The following is an 18648-nucleotide window of genomic DNA, read 5'->3' on the forward strand; positions in this document are numbered from 1 at the left end:
TGGCAAAATCCTGAGCAACTTTTTGTTGCTCAGGTACTTAAAAAGTTTAATTTATAATAGTGTTGCGGAATTAAGGTTTTATTCTTCTCCACCAGAATAACTTTTATACGATTTATATCATTCGTAATACTCCAAATAGTAGATGTAATATGCAAATATATTGAAAATAGTTCAAGTCAATTTACTATATTGTCTTTTTTTTAAAGGAAATATTTCTATATCTGTTCCAGTTAGCACAGAGAACAAAATTAATACAAACGACATCTTCACGCAGATTCCAACTATAGTATCAAATAAGCTAACTCAATTTGCAAAATGCAGATAGTAGATAAAATATATATTTTATCATTCCAAACATAAATTAGATGGCTCTTATTATTTTATGTACAATGATACCGTAAGACAATAATCCTCTGGCTGTAATCCTCTTGACTTTTTGTATTACAATAACTGAATCTTATTTGCATTACTCGCCAAAAAATGCCAAATACCGCCATTCATTCCCCATACTGTCAAAATTATAACATACTATTAACTAATATCCTACATTCGCACCGACGGACTAAAGTTTACCCGGTATTTATTAATTATTGTATCACTTAAATTATTGATTTTATGGTTAAGAAAAAGCAAGAACAACAAGAACAGAGTCAGGACGAACATGTAATGGCCATCCTTGACAAGCGAACAAACAAGACCGCAGTCGTTTCCAAAATGAACGAGCAGGACGGCAGTCTCGAAATCGTGCCACCCGACAAGAAGAACAGCAACAGTTTCCTCAAATTGGACCGTACCTCACCACTGGAACTATTCTTCACGAATTTCAAGAACCAGTACGAAAATCCCACGAGTTTCAGTTTTTTCCTTATTCCTCTCGCAGCATTGGACAAGACGTTGAACGCCGTTGTCCAGATCCGAAAAGGGGAAGACCCCGGAGTGGAAGGTAAAAAACTGGTGGAGAACAGCGAACTCAACGATGAAGGTCGTATCGCCAAACTCGCCCGCCGATATAAGTTCGACGAGCACCAGCTTCCGTGGAAAGAACTCGCCGCATTGGGAGTTGACAAGCAACTCTTGTTTGATAACCACTGCATGGGTGAGATGCTGAAAGGAAGAATTACCTCAATGGCTTTCCCTATCAGCAAGGAAGTGAACGGTGAAAAGAAGGATATGGGAGAAGCCTGTTTCCTCTGTGTCAAAGGGGAGGACGGCAAGGTGCAACTGAAAACTTTAAGCAGGCTCGACAAACCGCAGTATGACCTTCCGGCCTATAAAGGAGTATTCACGGACGAGGAAAAGCAGTCGCTTAAAGACACCGGAACTTTGGGGGCAATCAAAGAGATGAGGGATACACATACAGGAACGGTCTGCAACTGTTATGTATCTTTCCATGAACCAAGCAACCGTATCATAACCATGCCCGTGGATGCCATCAAGATACCCGATTATATCTACGGGAAAAGGCTGGATGACAAACAGAAGCAAATCCTCGCGTCAGGCGGCCAACTTCCCATCAACGACATACAGCGCAAAAATGACACACTACTTTCCGGGGTTGCTTTCGTCGATCCGAGAATAATGGACATCGCTTTCAAACAGTCCGGTGAACAACTGAAAGTCAACGACACTATCATGGGTGCCAAAATCACACCGGAGCAGAAGAAGATGCTCCAGAACCATGAAATGGTGTTCGTTGAAAATATGCGCTACAAAGGCAGGCTATTTTCCGATGATGTACGCTTCAGCAACAAGAGCAACCAACTGCTGATAGGACGTAACGCCCGTGAATACAAGCCTGCCATTGACAGTAAGAAGAACGACAGAAAAAAGGAGGTGAAACAGCAGGCACCCCGTCATGTGGCGTCTGTAAAGGCCCGGTCAAAAAAGAGCCTTTCAGTCGTGTAACAGACAGATTATTCATGTTTACATCAGATATATACCCGGTTCTCTTTTATGGCAGCCGGGTATATATCTAATATCCGATTAACATTTTAAAGTGAAAACAAATGACTATACAAGATAAAAATACCGCAACCGGAGAATTGTCCTATTTTGAGACAGCTCTCCTTTTTTATTTGAGAGAAAGTCACCCGCACATGGCCGATGACAAGGCTTTCATCCGGGAGCGTGCGGACAGTGCCGCAGAGGCTTACGAACACGCCATACGTGAGGGCTTATCTGTTACGCAGGCTTTGGAACTGGCTGACACGGTTCTCTATCAGGACTTGCGCTTTTCCCGGTTCGATGCGGTTTTCGAGGCCGTATCGGAGTGGTTTCCCGAAGTACAGCCCGAAAGACGGACGGATTTCTGTCTGAAGGTATTGCTGCCCGCAGAGGCGATATTCGGCAAATACCCCATAGACGACAGGTTTGAATCATCCCCGTCCTATCATACACTTACCGTTGAACTTACAGGTTTCATACAATCCTATATAGAACGATATGGCATATAACAGACGACAACATCTGGCGGATAACATAGCCGCACTTGAGCTGATACTCATGCGTCCGGAGTTCTGTCTTACGGAACAGGGACGCAAGGTCTTGAACGGTTATTCGGGTTTCGGAGGGTTGAAGTGCATCCTGAATCCGGCGGAGAAAGACACGGACATAGAAAAATGAAGGACAGACAGGGAGCTGTTTCCCCAGGTCCGGCTGCTGCATGAACTTCTGCGTGAGTATTCCAAAGACGGGAAAGAATACAAGGCATACGTCCAAAGCCTTAAAAGTTCCGTCCTCACAGCCTTTTACACACCCGAGCCGGTGGTAACGGCCATGCAGGAAGCACTGCTGGTACCGGAAATCCGTCCGGAACGTTTTCTTGACCCTTCCGCCGGAACGGGCATGTTCATCAGCACTCTGAAGGATGTTCCCGAAATCCATTGCTTCGAGAAGGACAGGCTGACGGGAAGGATACTCTCATCCCTCTATCCGGAAAGCAGGGTGACCATAGACGGTTTCCAGTCCATACAGCCCTATTATAACAACTATTTCGACGTGGTCTCATCCAATATCCCGTTTGGAAATACCAGAGTTTATGACCTGGATTTTGACCGGAGTGAAGACGCCGTGCGTAAATTCTCACTTGCCGCCGTACACAACTATTTCTTTCTCAAAGGCATGGATACGCTGCGTGAAGGCGGGATACTGGCCTACATCACGACTTCGGGTGTCATGGACTCGCCACAGAACCGCCCCGTCAGGGAATGGCTGGTGAACCATGCCAACCTGGTTTCCGTCATCCGTCTGCCGGACAATCTGTTTGTTGATGCGGGTACGGAAGTGGGCAGCGACCTGATTGTGTTGCAGAAGAACACCCGAAAATCGGAACTGACCGAAAAGGAGCGGAACTTTATCGAGACCCGCATCATATCCGGCGGTATCCATATCAACAACAGCTATGCCGATTTAGAGCATATCGTCCATACTTCCGTATCCATGGGCAAGAACATGTACGGACAACCGGCCATGAATTTTATTCATGAAGGAGGTGTCGGCACCATTTCCGAACATCTCAGGCAGTTATTGGCGCAAGATGTGGGAAACCATCTTGACCGGAAACTTTATGAGGCAAACCTGTCCCGTCCCACCGTTTCCACTATCCTGAAAACCGGACCGGAAATCCCACCGGAAACAACAGCAGTGGAGCACCGGCAGGAGATGCAGGAAAAAAGTCTCCTTTCCACCAAGCCTTATGAACCCATGCTCAACCTGTTTGCCGCCTATGCGGATGAAGAGCAAACGGAGGTGCAAGTGGTAGAAAGCAGACCTTCGCCAGGCCGGGCACCGTCGGCATCCCGCAAAAAGAAAGGGGATGAACCGGAAATGTTCAATCTCTTCTCCCAAGAGAACATGTACGATGAAGCCGCCACGCAGGAAGACATGACCGGGGAACGGGCGGCAGCGGAAGCCAGATGGCAGGAGCGCAGACAAAAAATCGAGGAAGAGCGGAAGAAGGAAATGGAACCACGTCCGTTTACCGGAGAGATACGTCCCGAATACAAGAACGGCTCTCTCGTGAAAGCCGGTGAGCAATACGGGTATTTGCAGGGAGTGGGCACTCCCGAAGTACAGTTCCATCCGCTCAGGCTGACTGTCACCCAGCAATACCGGGCCGCCTACTACATCCCCCTTCGGGAAGCCTACCACAATCTCTACAATGCGGAAGCCGAAACGGAAACCGAACAGCCGGAACTAAGGGAGGAACTGAACCGGCAGTATGACCGTTTCCACCGCATGTTCAGGGAGCTGAACGGAAAGGACAACGCCAAGTTCCTGCTGATGGATGCAGGAGGACGGGAAATGCTCTCATTGGAACGTTCCGTCAACGGGAAGATACAGAAGGCGGACATATTCACCGTGCCCGTATCGTTCAACGCCAACGAGGTGACACATGTGGACACTCCGCAGGAAGCCCTTGCGGCATCCCTGAACAAGTTCGGCGAGGTCAATCTGGAATATATGGAGAATCTCTGCGACATCGGCAGGCAGGAACTGCTCGAACAGCTGGAAGAGCGCATCTTCTACAATCCCATGATGAAGAACCATGAAATCAAGGACCGCTTCATTGCGGGCAATGTAATAGCCAAAGCCGAATGGATAGAGAACTACCTGAAAGACCATCCCGATGATGATGCAGGCAAAAAATCATTGGAAGCCCTGCGGAAAGCCATACCGGAGCCTATAAGTTTTGAACAGCTTGACTTCAACCTGGGGGAACGGTGGATACCCATGTCCGTATATGAAGAGTTCGCCGGATACCTCTTCGAGACAAAGGCCCGTATCCATTATACGGAATCCATCGACGAGTTCAGCGTGAGCTTCGAGAGCAGCAACGCGAACATCACCGACAGATATTACGTGAAAGGGGAAAAGAGAGGCTATTACGGCAATGACCTGCTGAAACATGCGCTGCACAACACCGTCCCCGACATAACCAAGACTGTTCAGGACAAGGAGGGCAATGACATAAAGGTACGTGATGCGGAGGCCATCCAGCTTGCCGACACCAAAATCAACGAGATACGCTCCGCCTTCACCGGCTGGCTGAACGAGCAGCTGCCCGAGTTCAAGCAGAACCTTGCGGACATGTACAACCGCAAGTTCAACTGCTATGTACGTCCCGATTACGACGGCTCCCTGCAAAGTTTCCCGTTCCTTGACCTGAAAGGACTGGGCATACCGTCCCTGTACGGCAGCCAGAAGAACGCCGTCTGGATGCTGAAGATGAACGGCGGCGGGATAATCGACCATCAGGTAGGTACGGGCAAGACCCTCATCATGTGCGTGGCCGCCTTTGAGATGAAACGTCTCGGACTGGCGAACAAGCCGATGATTATCGGACTCAAGAGCAATGTGCATGACATAGCCGACACGTTCAGGAGGGCCTATCCGAATGCCAGGGTACTGTATCCGGGCAGGGAGGACTTCACGCCGGAGAAACGCGTCGGAATATTCCATGACATCAAGAACAACAACTGGGACTGCATCATCCTGACGCACGACCAGTTCGGAAAAATACCCCAGTCCCCCGAAATACAGCAGGAGATATATACGCAGGAAATTGAGAGTATCGAAGAGAACCTCGCCGTATTCGAGCAGCAGGGCAATGAAGTGACCGGCTGGATAAAGAAGGGGCTGGAAAGAAGGAAGGAGAACCTGGAAGCCAAACTTGAAAAATTGGAGCAGGATATAAAGGACCGGACAGATGATGTTACAGATTTCAGGCAGATGGGCATCGACCACCTCTTCGTTGACGAATCGCACAATTTCAAGAACCTGATGTTCAACACACGCCATGCGAGGGTTTCCGGCCTGGGCAATCCCGAAGGAAGTACGAAGGCCATGAACATGCTTTTCGCCATCCGCACCATCCAGGAGCGTACAGGCAGGGATTTGGGGGCCACTTTCCTCTCCGGCACGACCATCTCCAACAGCCTGACCGAACTCTATCTCCTTTTCAAGTATCTCCGTCCGAAGGAAATGGAGCGGCAGGGGATTACCTGCTTTGACGGCTGGGCCGCAGTCTATGCGAAGAAAAGCACGGACTTTGAATTTTCAGTGACCAACCAGGTGGTGCAGAAAGAGCGTTTCCGCTATTTTATCAAGGTGCCGGAACTCGCCAATTTCTATGCGGAGATAACCGATTACAAGACCACTGAAGACGTGGGGGTTGACAGGCCGGAACTCAACGAACAACTGTATCATATACCGCCTACTCCCCAGCAGGAGATTTTCATTCAGAAACTGATAAAGTTCGCTGAAACCGGGGATGCGACCTACATAGACAGGGAGCCTCTGTCCGAGGCGGAGGAGAAGGCACAGATGCTGATCGCCACCAACTACTCGAACAAGATGTCGCTTGACATGCGGCTGATAGACCCTGAATACGGCGACAGTCCGGGAAACAAGGCGTCCCATTGCGCGGCCAAGATTGCGGAGTATTACTACAAATATCTTGACCAGAAAGGCACACAGTTCGTATTCTCGGACCTGAGCACTTATAAGCCGGACCAGTGGAACATCTACAGTGAAATCAGACGCAAGCTCGTGGAAGACCACAATATCCCGGAGAAACAGATAAGGTTCATTCAGGAGGCGAACAGCGACAACGCACGCAAGGAACTGTTCAGGGACATAAACTCGGGCCGCATCCGTTTCCTTTTCGGTTCGACACAGAAACTGGGTACGGGTGTCAACGCGCAGGAACGTGCCGTGGCCATCCATCATCTGGACATACCCTGAAGGCCGTCCGACCTGGAGCAGCGCAACGGACGTGCGGTGAGAAAAGGCAATATTATTGCCAAGCAGTACGCCGGCAACAAGGTGGACTGCTATATCTATGCGGTGGAGAAGTCACTGGACAGCTACAAGTTCAACCTGCTGCAAAACAAGCAGGTGTTCATCAACCAGCTCAAAAGCCGCAATCTGGCCGCCCGTACCATTGACGAGGGGGCGATTGACGAAAACGGAGGCGGCAGTTTCAGCGAATACGTAGCCATCCTTTCAGGCAACGACGACCTGCTGGAAAAGGCGAAGCTGGACAAGAAACTGGCGGTCCTCGAAAGCGAGAGGCAGGCATTCCACCGTAACAAGGGAAACGCGAAAGGCAAGCTGAATGAAAGGACTTCGGGAATAGAAAAAAACAATGCCTTTATCGGGCGTTTCACCAGGGACTGGGAATATTTCAACAAGGTGGCCCCCGCAGATGCGAAAACCGGACTCCGTCCCAATCCCCTGAAACTGGACGGTGTGGACTCGAACAATATCGAGGTACTCGGCAACCGGCTTGCCGCAATCAACCGGAATGCCCGGACGGAGGATGACTATATGAAAATCGGGACCCTGTTCGATTTCCGTATCCTTGTCCGTACCGAAAGGACCTGTGAGGGGGACATGCAGGCTTTGCAGAACAAGTTCATGGTCGAGGGGCTGGACGGCATCAAATATACCTACAACAACGGTTATATTGCCAAAGACCCGAAACTGGCCGTCACGAACTTCATCAATGCGCTGGAACGCATTCCCGCCATGATAGAGAAACGGGAGAAGGAGAACGCGGAGCTGTCGAAGGACATCCCGGTCCTTCAGGAGATTGTGGCGGCCTCATGGCCCAAGGATGCGGAAATCAAGCGGCTGAATGAAGAGCTTGCCACGCTGAACCGGAAAATACAGCTTACCATAAAGCCGGCAGGCGGGCATGAAAACGGAACGGATGACGGACCGGAACAGTCACAGAAAGCGAGGCACGTCCCCCCAATGAAAATTGCCGCCCCGTCAAACGGGCTGAAAAAAATATCCTAAGTTTCCCGCGGCACATTGCGGCAACCCCGGAAGCTGCGCTTCCGCAGTCTGCCGCAAAGAGCCGCTTTTCAGGAAAGGACAAAGGTATGGCCGGCATCCGGATAAATCCGGCCTGCCGGCCATACCCTTGTCTGTAAAGGGAAGAAAGCCATTCCGTCATTCCTCTTCCTCAAAGGAAAGGCTCTCCACCTGTCTGTTAATAACCTTCCAGTCAATGGAATCCTTCAGATTGATTATATCCACAATCGAATAATGCCTGGTCCCGTTCTCCTCTTCTGCAAAACGCAGACGCCCGCTCAGACGCTGTTTCTCAATCTCTGCCGGGTCGAGGTTTATCAGCTCACAAACCTCATCGGGCAGCATGGAGAGTTCGACACTGTTGTCCTCGCAGATATGTTGCAGCACGGCCAGCATGTTGAGGGACTTCTTGTAACTTCTCACGAGTGCGGCGAACAAGCCGCTTTCAACCTTAATCATCTTTCTCATAACCTTTTATTTTTAAAGTGTTCTTCTTTTTCCAGCAGCATGGCACGCAGCACGTCCGAACGGCGGTAGTAAATCTTCCCCTTGTCACGGTGGAAAGGCAACGAACCGTCATTGCGGCGTCTAAGAAGTGTCCTGTCGGACATCTTGGTAAGCAGGCGCACGCCTTTTGAATCCAGTATCTCGCTGTCGGGCAAGTTATGTATGGCAGGAGCCAATAACTTCTCAATGCTGGTTACTTTGGCGAGTATGGCACTGAGCATGTGGGTCATCTGCCCACCCGGTGCAGTTCTTCTGTTGTTCATAATGACCTTGTTTTTATTGTTTACGGTGCAATATTACGGAGATATTATAAGGCCGTTGGTTACTCAACCGTTGAGCAACCGCCAAAAAAAGACAGGAAACGACAAAATGAAATAAAAGAATGGCCAGAAACAATTTCCGGCCATTCTTAAAGAAGCAAATATTTAATATTGCGTTTATTATTAGATAATACAATAAATACCTACAAAAGTAATCACTATAAATTTAAGAAACACCTATATTTACATTGGAATTCTTAATGCAAGGTAATATCGTTCTCTATTCTCAAAATTTTATTAAACACCCAAAGTAGGCGAACACGAAGAATATTAATCACTATATCTATCAATAGCTTCTTTATAAATATTCTCGCTTATATCTTTGAACTAAGTTTATTTCACCTCATTTTAAACACCTAAATAAATATCTACACATCATCTACTGAAACTTATTCAGAATATTCCCCCATCTCACCTCACTACAAAATATAGAATTTATACAGGATAATTTTCCCTAATCCTCTTAATTATCAAATCTCGCTTGAAAAAAGAAATTATACCATTCACAAAGTACATGTGATTATACCAATTTACACAAACTGTGGTAACAAGCCAATATATTATATGACCCAAATATTCATACCAAGTTATTGGACTGGGATTCACATATTTTATCCCCAACCAATAGACTACAGTAACAATAATAGCGTATGCCACTCCCCATACTCTCATTTTCATAAGTTTGTTTTCAATACATTTATCCTCCAATTGGGCTTTTAAAGAATTGTTTTCACTAGATAATATCTCATTCTTTTCTGAAGTTTCGAGATAAATATCTTCATTCTTTGTAGCTCGATTGATATATTCTAACAACGCCGGAGATGACAATGTTAATAATCTATCAGCTTCATTCCGATCAATTTCACCTTCTGACATTCTAATACATAACTTGGCAATAGATGCTTCACTTATATTATTTTCTATTTGTAATCTTGCAATTCTATCTTGTATTTTGCAAATAACCTTATGAGACGGATAATGTTCAGAACGGTATTTAATCACATTAGCAGAAAGACTTGTCATTGCAAGCATACTTTTGCTATTTCCAATAGAAAGAGACGGATTTGCAAGCCATAGTAACACAAGCAAATCAGAAGCAGTAATGCTAATTCTCTGCCAGACAGGTAGGCTCTTTTCTTTCCTATTAACAGAATAGGAGTTGTTTAAAAACCAACAGTTCACATCGTTAAATTCTGCTATAATTTTATCTTTTCGTTTATACGCAACATATTCCTGAGCTAATAAATCATTAAAAGCACTTTCTCTATTTCCACGAATATTGGTGAGAGTCTGCAAATCTTTTGATTTACCCGTCTTTTCATAAAGTGCTCGAATATTCTGGTTGTATACAATAGAAATTCCTTTTTCTGAAAGATCGTTCTTCAGATTATCCTTGCATGCTTCTAGAAAAGAGCGATCCAGACCGCGTCTACCACATGCAGAAAGTATATCAGCAACATCCAATGTTGCAAATAAATCTTTAGACTTAAACTGTCTGACTTTACTAGATAATAAAATACGAATCTGTTCTACTGTTGTTTCAAGGATTGAGTAACGGAATCCCATCGCAATAGTCAAGTCGTATAATTGTTTACAAGCAGCATAAGATTCTTCAGTATTAAGTTCAATTAAACTGATATAAAAATTGGTATCAACTAATAATTCTGTATCAATAATACGATCTTTTATTTTAAATTTAAAATAAGAGGAAATAATTCCACCAAGATAAATGCTACAAATGATATCGAAATAAAAGTCTTTCTTTTTTATTCTATCATAAACATACTTTGAAACGTGATATGATTGATTATAGATGGCAGTGGACTGATCGTTAAAGATTCGATTCTTTTGATCTTGAATAAAAGTCACAAGCTCTTCAAAATCGTAAGGTACATTGCGTCCCTTACAATAGATTTTGTAGTTGTTTGCTAGTTTTTTTATTAGTTTTTTTTGGTTTTGATAATCTTCAGTAATCGTAGATGTACATTCTGAATCAATAATAAACGAATGATCACTATTTAGAGTAAAACTACCTCCCGAATATTTGCAAACCTGTGGCATTAAGGTAATAATCACAGGAATTGGTATTTCTATTTGAAAATTCTCTCTTACAGAATCGAAAATCTCAGAATAGTCTTTACCCATTATTGCTGTCCCCTTCTTCCGTAACATCCTATTTAGAGTTTCCTTAATTAATGGAACGAAAAGTTGTGTAAGACTTTCGTTACATTCACTGCCATACGTATCTCTTATAAAAGATAGTAATGAATATGTAGCTAAAAGGTTTTCATTCACCATAATTGATTCACTAATATTTTTTGTAGCAATATTTGCTTAACGGTGTATTTTATTTTTTATCTCTGACACATGAGTCTTTCAATTTAAGAGCTTACATCTCGGCTTCTATCACTGTGTATCATTCATACAAGCAACTAATATAGGCTCATAAATAGTTCTTTTACATATAAGAAGAGCAGCAACCTCATGAAAAGCAAGCGTAATAGATACTTGAACCTTAACCTATTTTTTACTGTGCTTTGTCCTTGCTCTATGGAAAAGACCTTGTTTGCAAAAGTAATTAAAATTTGGCAGAAACAAATAGAGAAATGATTGATTTTCAGTTTGCATATAGCAAAATATTAAAAAGGTAAAAAACACTTGTTTTTTATTATGACACTGGAATAGTAATTTCTTCAATTAAAAACACATATGAATATATTTGTTTACAATTCAACTATTCCCTATCTTTGTATACAAAATTATTTATTTTTATGCAAAACTGTATAACTTAAAGCAAGGCTTTGGTAACTAAATCGTTACCTATATTTTCAACATTTATATACAGTGCTAAAATTCCAAGTTATATTAAATCACATAGCTTCATACGCTTAAAATACTCTTCATAAATTATGGATAATAGAACCCAATTAGAAATAGAAACCTATGAATTATGGAATTCTTTCAAAGATGAAGTTTATCACAAAAATAGATTCTTCATCACTCATCCATTGCTTGAAATATTAAAAAAATACATTTCAGAGCATACACTCAATATTAAAATTAATACAATATATTATAGAGCTCGTATCATTGATGAAAAGGCCCTCAAAGATCATTCTTTAAAAATATTCTGTAATAAGAACAATAATCATAGTGGATATTTTAATGAATCCAATCGATTTAGAGGTCTTGTTAAAGAAGCATCATTTATTCCTCCCAATCATAATTTTGTTCGGGACGGGCGAGCCAACCCTAAATTTATCCGGTATTTATATATGGCAGAAAGCCCCGTTACTGCCATATTCGAAGTGCGTCCATTACTTACCGATAATATAAATCTTGCTGAAATAACCGTAAAAGAAAATTTAACTCTAGCAGATTTGGTCATCGATTACAGAATTCCAGATAGAGCAAAATCCAAAGAACAATTAATATTATCATACATTCAAGGCGCATTCTCATTTCCTACCAATAATCCAGATGACTATATCCCATCTCAAATTATCTCTGAATATATTAAGAGTTTAGGATATGACGGAATTCGCTTTAGCAGTTCACTCCACAATGATGGAATCAATTTAACCATATATAATTACAAAAAATGCGAGCCTATATCATCTCGTGAAATAAAAATTGAAAATATAAAGTTAGATGCTAGAGACAAAATTGGAAGTGATTTTGATCATCGACTATTGAGAATACGTAATAATGAAGTTGAGTTCATCGACTATTTAGGAAAATATAAAATATCAGAATAATTTCACATCAATCTGAAATACTCAGTAAATCAGAAAAATCAACCTACCAATTTATACTCAAAGCATTGTTAGTTAGTTGGTATTCATTTTTTTTGTAGTAATCTAATTGAAAACACCCCAAAAACTATACATATATATTTTACTATATATACTCTATTATACCCATAAACAAGTGGGCAATTCTTTTACAAATTTCTTTCATTATCATAGGATACAAATATTCAATATTCTACTGTTATAATTTTAATAGACTAATGCAAATGAGAACATAACCTGATCTTTAATATAATACTTCCTTTTTAATGAGCTTTCAACACAGCAACCAAGCTATAAGACTTTCATGGTTGCTGAGTCGACTGATATTATATCGTAGCAAGCTGTTGGTTCTCTCAAAGTAATTATTCTAAACACCATACAACCAAAATAGAATAATTACATCAAAAAATCCTTATTACTTTCTCAGTCATAGAGTATAGTTGAAATAAAGAAACGATTGTATTTCAACTTTATATACACAAATAGCACTTTTCTCATCTTTTTATCAATCTACTTATTAAAAGTCAACCTTTATTTGTGATACCTCACGTATTATTGTACGATCTAACACACGCGCATAATGACGAGTCATCTGAACATTGGTATGTCCTAACATCTTAGCAACGCTCTCTATCGAGACACCATTGGCCAAGGCAAAAGTGGCAAAAGTATGACGCGCAACATGAGTGGTCAATGTTTTTTTAATACCACAAATATCAGCCAGTTCCTTGAGGTACGCGTTCATTTTTTGATTACAAAGCACCGGAAAAAGTACACCATGTTTCCTGCAATATTCATTGGTGGAATACTTCTCCAATATCTTTAACGGTATTTCCATCAATGGAATGTTGCACATGATTTTGGTCTTCTGTCTCCCCTTTCGTATCCACCTGACACCATTCGAGTCCTCCACAATATGCTCCTTTCTCAATCCGTGAATATCCGAAAAGGCCAAACCAGTGAAACAACAGAACACAAAAATATCCCGCACCTGACTCAGCCGTGGAATATCAATCTCCTTTGAAATCAGTTTTCGGATTTCCGAATCTTCCAAGAAGTCCGGCTCCACCTTATCCAACGAGAACCTGATTTCCAAAAACGGATCATTCTTCATCCATCCCTTGGCCAAAGCGATACGGATAATCTTCTTGAAGTTCTTCAGATACTTGGTGGCTGTATTATGACAACACTTTTTCGAGGTTTTAAGCCAGAACTCGTAATCCTCAACAAACTGGCGGGAAACTTCATCCAAAAGAATATCTTTCTTATGATATGTCTCCCAGACAAAATCCTGAGTATGCTTCAAGGATGTCTCATAACGCTGCACGGTTGCAGGCGCCATGTCCGTACCGGACAATTGGGCGCATTTATCATTATGTTCACGGAAAACCTCAAACAGAGTACGTTGTACGGGGGCATCCTTACCCAAAAAACGCTCCAGGACACTGCCGGCAGAAACCGCTACACCTTCTATTTCCAGTTCACGCTGTATTTTCATTATCCTCAAACGGATAGAATCAAGATACAGATTTAGTTCCTTGTACTCACGCTTCTTTTCCAGAGCCTTTCCTTTTGCCACACTCCAAAATTCCGGAAGAATTGTTTTCTTCACTGAAGCGTCAACCCGGACTCCATTCACTGTAATTCTCATCATTATCGGAGCCTCACCGTTCCGATTCAATTTCGTCCTACGAATGTAGAACAATAGACAAAATGTTGTTCTTTCCATCTTACTTGTTTTTAATCACAAAACTAAATTTCCAAGAGCAACAAGTCAAGATGCAAAATACTGATAAACAATGAATTATTTACTTAATAGGTGTACCTGACATTGAAAGCAAACAGGTACACCGAATAGTACACCGAAAGAATGCTTTGATATGCTTATTTTTGCTATGCACCAAAAACAAAAAATCCCCGTAAAGTATTAATTTACAGGGATTTTCTTTGTTTTGCAATTCTTTCCAGCGGAGAGACAGGGATTCGAACCCCGGGTACCTCGCAGTACAACGGTTTTCAAGACCGCCGCAATCGACCACTCTGCCACCTCTCCAAGACTTCTTTTCAGAAGTGCTTTCCGTTGAAAGCGTTGCAAAGGTACGACTTTATTTTAAATAAGCAAATAGTTTACCAGTTTTTTTGCTATAAAATTTTCAAATCGTATTTTTGCATACGAATAATAAACGAAAGAAATAAATCATGATATACCCTCAGAATTTCGAACAGAAAATAGGTTTCGATTCCATCCGTCATTTACTAAAAGAGAAATGTCTCAGCACATTAGGTCAAGAAAGAGTAGATGAAATGAACTTCTCAGAATCCTTTAAGGATATTAATGAATGGCTGGAACAGGTGATGGAATTCATACGCATCATACAAGAGGAAGACAGTTTTCCCGACCAATATTTTTTTGATGTACGCCCATCACTAAAACGTATCCGCGTAGAAGGTATGTATTTGGATGAGCAAGAACTGTTTGATTTACGCCGTTCTTTAGAAACAATTCGTGATATCATCCATTTTCTGACACTGACCCCGAATGACGAAGAACAAGAAAAAGAAAACTCCCCCTACCCTGCCCTACAAAAACTGGCAGGAGATATTATCGTGTTTCCTCAACTCATTACGCGTATTAACAACATCTTAGACAAATTCGGAAAAATCAAAGACAACGCTTCTTCCGAATTATTACGCATCCGCAGAGAGTTGGCCTCGACAGCCGGAAGCATATCACGCAGTTTGAATGCAATTCTACGCAACGCTCAAGCAGAAGGTTATGTTGATAAAGATGTAACTCCTACCATGCGTGACGGAAGACTCGTCATCCCTGTCGCACCGGGATTAAAACGGAAAATCAAGGGAATTGTACACGATGAATCATCCACTGGCAAAACAGTTTTCATAGAACCGGCCGAAGTAGTGGAAGCAAACAATAGAATACGGGAATTGGAAGGAGAAGAACGCCGGGAAATCATCCGTATCCTGACAGATTTCTCTATCATAGTCCGTCCACAGGTCCCCGCCATCCTCCAGTCATACGAGTTTTTGGCAGAAATTGATTTTATCCGTGCCAAAGCCCATTTTTCAATTCAGACGAACGCCACCAAACCATCATTGGAAGACAAACAGATTTTGGATTGGACCATGGCCATACACCCACTATTACAACTCTCGCTGGCCAAGCATAATAAAAAGGTTGTTCCTCTAGATATAGAACTAACTCAAAATCAACGTATCCTAATTATATCCGGACCGAATGCCGGAGGTAAATCCGTTTGTCTGAAGACTGTGGGATTACTACAATATATGTTACAATGTGGTATGCCGGTTCCGATGCATGAACGTAGCCATGCCGGATTATTCGGCAGTATCTTTATAGACATAGGTGACGAACAAAGTATCGAAGACGATCTGAGTACCTACTCCTCACACCTTACCAACATGAAAACAATGATGAAAAGCTGTAACGAACGCAGCCTTATCCTCATTGATGAATTCGGCGGAGGTACAGAACCACAAATTGGAGGAGCCATAGCTGAAGCTGTGTTGAAACGTTTCAATGAAAAGGGCACATTCGGCGTTATCACTACTCATTATCAAAATTTGAAACATTTTGCCGAAGATCACGAAGGAGTGGTTAATGGCGCCATGTTATATGACAGGCATTTAATGCAAGCTTTATTCCAATTACAAATAGGAAATCCGGGAAGTTCATTTGCAGTAGAAATAGCTAGGAAAATAGGTTTACCGGAAGAAGTAATAGCCGACGCATCCGAAATTGTAGGGAGTGAATATATCAATGCTGATAAATATCTACAAGATATCGTACGTGACAAACGTTATTGGGAAACCAAGCGTCAGAACATCCGCAAACGAGAAAAACAGATGGAAGAAACCATCGCCAAATACGAAGAAGAACTACAGGAACTGGAGAAAAGTCGTAAAGAGATTTTGCGAAAGGCCAAAGAAGATGCGGAAAAATTGTTACAGGAATCAAATGCCCGAATTGAAAATACCATCCGTATCATCAAGGAAGCACAAGCCGATAAAGAACGTACACAATCGGCACGTCAGGAACTGACTGATTTTAAAAATCAGATAGAAGATATCGAGAAAAAGAACAAGGAAGATGAAATCATCCGGAAAATGGAAAAACTCCGTGAAAAACAAGAGCGGAAAAAAAACAAAAAGGATAAAGCCAAGGCGGAATCTTCCCAACTGTCAATACCCAAAGAACAGCCTATCACTGTAGGTAGTACTGTAAAGATCAAAGGTCAATCCAGTGTCGGAGAAGTACTAGGAATTAATGGCAAAAATGCAATAGTTATGTTCGGAATGATAAAAACCAATGTAAAACTGGATAAGCTGGAACGTAGCACACCAATACAGCCCACCCAGAAAACAATGGTAAAAAGTACCTTCGTCAGCAGTGAAACACAAGATCGGGTATATGAAAAGAAACTAAATTTCAAACAAGATATTGATGTACGCGGTATGCGTGGCGATGAAGCTATACAGGCAGTAACTTATTTTATCGATGATGCCATACTATTGGGAATAGACCGTGTACGTATCCTTCACGGAACAGGTACAGGCATACTACGCACCCTGATTCGCAGCTATTTGGGAAGTGTTCCAGGAGTAGCACACTATCAAGACGAACACGTACAATTTGGTGGGGCAGGTATTACTGTAGTAGACTTAAAATAAACACATAGCGGATTTGCAAATTTGAGCAAAGCGTAGCGAATTAGCTGAAATAGCGTTCGTTACGCTATATTTTTCTCTTGGCGAAAAGCCAAAGAAAACCACGATACAGCCAAACGGTGCAGAAGTTCAGTTACCACCTCATTACCCCCGTAACGGGTACGGATTTCTTGCTAAATGGTTCTTTTTCTGCGATTTGCGTAATTCTACATAGCTGTCGGTAACTCACTATAAACTAATTTTGTAACCCAAAAAAGGAGTGAGTTATGCGAAGTACATTCAAGGTCTTATTTTACGTGAAGAAAGGCAGCGAGAAGCCCAACGGCAACCTGCCTTTGATGTGCCGCCTTACGGTGGACGGAGAGATTAAACAGTTTAGTTGCAAGATGGACGTTCCCCTGCGGTTGTGGGACGTGAAGAACAACCGTGCTTCGGGCAAGAGCGTCGAAGCGCAGAGAATCAACCTCGCGGTGGATAAAATCCGTGTGGAGGTAAACCGACGCTATCAAGAACTGATGCAGACGGACGGGTATGTTACCGCCGCCAAGCTCAAAGACGCCTATCTCGGTATCGGCGTCAAGCAGGAAACCTTGCTGAAACTGTTCGAGCAGCACAACGCCGAGTTCGCCAAGAAAGTCGGGCACAGCAGGGCGCAGGGGACATTCACCCGTTATCGGACGGTCTGCAACCACATTCGGGAGTTTCTGCCCCATACCTACAAGCGTGAGGATATTCCGCTAAAGGAACTCAACCTCACATTCATCAACGACTTCGAGTATTTCCTGCGCACGAAGAAGAAATGCCGCACCAATACCGTGTGGGGCTACATGATCGTGCTGAAACACATCGTTTCCATAGCGAGGAACGACGGGCGTCTGCCGTTCAATCCCTTTGCAGGGTACATCAACTCGCCCGAAAGCGTCAATAGAGGCTACCTTACCCAAAAGGAGATACAGACGCTCATGGACGCACTGATGAAGAACACCTACCATGAACTTGTACGGGACTTGTTCGTCTTTTCTGTTTTCACGGGTTTGGCGTACTCGGACGTAAAGAACCTCACCGCCGACCGCCTGCAAACATTCTTCGACGGCAACCTATGGATCATCACCCGACGGAAGAAAACCAACACCGAATCGAATATCCGTCTTTTGGACGTTCCCAAACGCATCATCGAGAAGTATAGGGGACTGACAAAGGACGGTTGTGTGTTTCCCGTTCCGAGCAACGGCAGTTATAACAAGATACTCAAAGAGATAGGCAGACAATGCGGCTTCAAGGTGCGGCTGACCTATCATGTTGCCCGACACACGAACGCCACGACCGTACTTCTGTCGCACGGCGTACCCATCGAAACCGTGAGCCGCCTATTGGGGCACACGAACATCAAAACCACCCCAATTTACGCCAAAATCACCGTCCAGAAGATAAGCCAAGACATGGAAACCTTATCGTACAAGCTGGAGGAGATGGAGAAGAACATCTGCCGAGCCATTTAG

Annotated in this window: 12 protein-coding genes and 1 tRNA gene; 8 read left to right on the forward strand and 5 right to left on the reverse strand. The window is 43.1% G+C overall.

Annotation, left to right across the window (positions count from 1 at the left end; all coding sequences use genetic code 11):
• Nucleotides 1–615 precede the first annotated feature (615 nt).
• The 5 genes from AB5935_RS07120 (at nucleotide 616) to AB5935_RS07140 (ending at nucleotide 7803) form a co-directional block, all read left to right on the forward strand.
• The gene (locus AB5935_RS07120) at nucleotides 616–1905 is read left to right on the forward strand and encodes a DUF3945 domain-containing protein (protein WP_016278429.1); all 1290 of its coding nucleotides are present in this window, start codon (nucleotides 616–618) and stop codon (nucleotides 1903–1905) included.
• A gap of 101 nt (nucleotides 1906–2006) precedes the next feature.
• On the forward strand, nucleotides 2007–2453 hold the full coding sequence (locus AB5935_RS07125) for a DUF1896 domain-containing protein (protein WP_016278430.1): 447 nt from the start codon (nucleotides 2007–2009) through the stop codon (nucleotides 2451–2453).
• Nucleotides 2443–2622, forward strand: a complete 180-nt coding sequence (locus AB5935_RS07130; protein ID WP_016278431.1) for a hypothetical protein — start codon at nucleotides 2443–2445, stop codon at nucleotides 2620–2622. The genes AB5935_RS07125 and AB5935_RS07130 overlap by 11 nt, the downstream gene beginning before the upstream one ends.
• A 153-nt stretch (nucleotides 2623–2775) precedes the next feature.
• Nucleotides 2776–6744: an N-6 DNA methylase gene (locus tag AB5935_RS07135; protein WP_122287921.1), complete on the forward strand. Its 3969-nt coding sequence runs from the start codon at nucleotides 2776–2778 to the stop codon at nucleotides 6742–6744.
• Between the two features lie 81 nt (nucleotides 6745–6825).
• Nucleotides 6826–7803 carry a hypothetical protein gene (locus tag AB5935_RS07140; RefSeq protein WP_025076640.1) on the forward strand — a complete coding sequence of 326 codons (978 nt, stop codon included), beginning with the start codon at nucleotides 6826–6828 and terminating at the stop codon, nucleotides 7801–7803.
• A 156-nt stretch (nucleotides 7804–7959) separates the two neighbouring features.
• On the opposite strand, the gene AB5935_RS07145 is transcribed toward AB5935_RS07140, so the two are convergent.
• From AB5935_RS07145 to AB5935_RS07155, 3 genes are all read right to left on the reverse strand, one after another.
• Nucleotides 7960–8289 carry a hypothetical protein gene (locus AB5935_RS07145; protein WP_016278516.1) on the reverse strand — a complete coding sequence of 110 codons (330 nt, stop codon included), beginning with the start codon at nucleotides 8287–8289 and terminating at the stop codon, nucleotides 7960–7962.
• Nucleotides 8286–8591 (reverse strand): DNA-binding protein, encoded by a 306-nt coding sequence (locus AB5935_RS07150; RefSeq protein WP_016278515.1) that lies wholly within the window; start codon nucleotides 8589–8591, stop codon nucleotides 8286–8288. The genes AB5935_RS07145 and AB5935_RS07150 overlap by 4 nt, the downstream gene beginning before the upstream one ends.
• A 492-nt stretch (nucleotides 8592–9083) precedes the next feature.
• Nucleotides 9084–10946, reverse strand: coding sequence for a hypothetical protein (locus AB5935_RS07155; protein WP_368327376.1), 1863 nt, complete (start codon nucleotides 10944–10946; stop codon nucleotides 9084–9086).
• A 611-nt stretch (nucleotides 10947–11557) separates the two neighbouring features.
• On the opposite strand from AB5935_RS07155, the gene AB5935_RS07160 reads away from it, so the two are divergent.
• Entirely contained in the window at nucleotides 11558–12406 is an 849-nt protein-coding gene (locus AB5935_RS07160) for an RES family NAD+ phosphorylase (RefSeq protein ID WP_016278513.1), read from the forward strand.
• 553 nt (nucleotides 12407–12959) lie between these two features.
• Here the strand turns inward: AB5935_RS07160 and AB5935_RS07165 are convergent.
• Both AB5935_RS07165 and AB5935_RS07170 read right to left on the reverse strand, forming a co-directional pair.
• Nucleotides 12960–14171, reverse strand: coding sequence for a site-specific integrase (locus AB5935_RS07165; protein ID WP_016278512.1), 1212 nt, complete (start codon nucleotides 14169–14171; stop codon nucleotides 12960–12962).
• Between the two features lie 239 nt (nucleotides 14172–14410).
• Nucleotides 14411–14495: transfer RNA gene (locus tag AB5935_RS07170), tRNA-Ser, on the reverse strand.
• A gap of 146 nt (nucleotides 14496–14641) precedes the next feature.
• Between AB5935_RS07170 and AB5935_RS07175 the strand changes: the two genes are divergently transcribed.
• Together AB5935_RS07175 and AB5935_RS07180 are read left to right on the forward strand one after the other, a co-directional pair.
• The gene (locus tag AB5935_RS07175; protein WP_007837615.1) at nucleotides 14642–17152 is read left to right on the forward strand and encodes an endonuclease MutS2; all 2511 of its coding nucleotides are present in this window, start codon (nucleotides 14642–14644) and stop codon (nucleotides 17150–17152) included.
• 263 nt (nucleotides 17153–17415) lie between these two features.
• The gene (locus AB5935_RS07180; protein WP_038609063.1) at nucleotides 17416–18648 is read left to right on the forward strand and encodes a site-specific integrase; all 1233 of its coding nucleotides are present in this window, start codon (nucleotides 17416–17418) and stop codon (nucleotides 18646–18648) included.

The organism is Phocaeicola sp. RTP21198st1_B8_RTP21198_201120, assembly GCF_040929485.1.
Taxonomy (GTDB): domain Bacteria; phylum Bacteroidota; class Bacteroidia; order Bacteroidales; family Bacteroidaceae; genus Phocaeicola; species Phocaeicola dorei.